Source organism: Bradyrhizobium algeriense, assembly GCF_003062295.1.
Classification (GTDB): Bacteria; Pseudomonadota; Alphaproteobacteria; order Rhizobiales; family Xanthobacteraceae; genus Bradyrhizobium; species Bradyrhizobium algeriense.
In genome coordinates this window covers 1-437 of the sequence record NZ_PYCN01000277.1, presented here as the reverse complement: position 1 = coordinate 437, position 437 = coordinate 1, and the positions used below count along the sequence as shown (strand labels likewise).

The 437-nt window shown below is 37.8% G+C and carries 1 protein-coding gene; it reads left to right on the top strand.

Translation table 11 applies throughout. The features are described 5' to 3' along the window. Positions 1–209: 209 nt before the first annotated feature. On the top strand, positions 210–437 hold a 228-nt coding region (locus C7G61_RS43490; RefSeq protein WP_202975845.1), incomplete at its 3' end, for a hypothetical protein.

Here is a 437-nt window from a genome sequence, read left to right as displayed (position 1 = left end):
AGGAGTTGGTAAGCTTCAGTGATGAGTGCTTTGTCTTCCATATGAGCATCCTCCTTGCTCTGATCTATTCTTGCCTATAGTATAGCACTAATAGGAAAGTTTGTCATAGTAAATATGTTAAAAAATGAGATTTTAATATCAAAGTTTGGAAAGCTGACTTATAGCCTTTTCATGATATAATCAAGTGAGTACATCTTTATGGAGGAAATATGAAGTTAAATATTCAAGAAATTCGTAAGCAACCTGAAGGCCTGCATTTTGAACAAGCTTTAGACCTGGCAGCAGACTTGCGTAAACGAAATCAAGAAATTTTAGATGTCAAAGATATCCTTGCAGTGGGGAAGGTGCAGTACGAAGACCGTCTGTATTTCTTAGACTATCAGTTGTCATATACCATTGTCCTTGCTTCCAGCCGCAGTATGGAGCCAGTTGAGTTG